1 protein-coding gene is annotated in these 359 nt (G+C 66.6%); it reads right to left on the bottom strand.

Annotated features, from left to right (window positions below):
• Nucleotides 1-359, bottom strand: a 359-nt coding sequence (locus ACCC94_RS30155; protein WP_413353230.1) for a flavoprotein, incomplete at both ends; no start/stop codon positions are given.

Here is a 359-nt window from a genome sequence, read left to right as displayed (position 1 = left end):
CCTGAGGACCGGAGTCCGGCCCTAGCACTTCGATCCCGTCCGCGCGCAGCTGTGCGACGTTGCGCTGCGTGGCCGGGTTTTGCCACATCTGCCGGTTCATCGCGGGCACGACGAGCAGCGGACAATCGCGCGCGACGCACAGCGTAGCGAGCAGGTCATCGGCCATGCCGTGTGCGAGTTTGGCGAGGAAGTCGGTGGAGGCGGGCGCGATCACGATCGCGTCGGCTTCGCGCGACAGATCGATATGCGCCATGTTGTTCGCAATACGCGCGTCCCACTGGCTCGTGTAGACGGGCCGGCCAGACAGCGCCTGCATGGTCACCGGGGTGATGAACTGCGTGGCCGCTTCGGTCATGACG

Source organism: Pseudomonas sp. Pseusp97 (assembly GCF_047304025.1).
Taxonomy (GTDB): Bacteria; Pseudomonadota; Gammaproteobacteria; order Pseudomonadales; family Pseudomonadaceae; genus Pseudomonas.
This window is presented reverse-complemented; position numbering and strand designations above follow the sequence as displayed.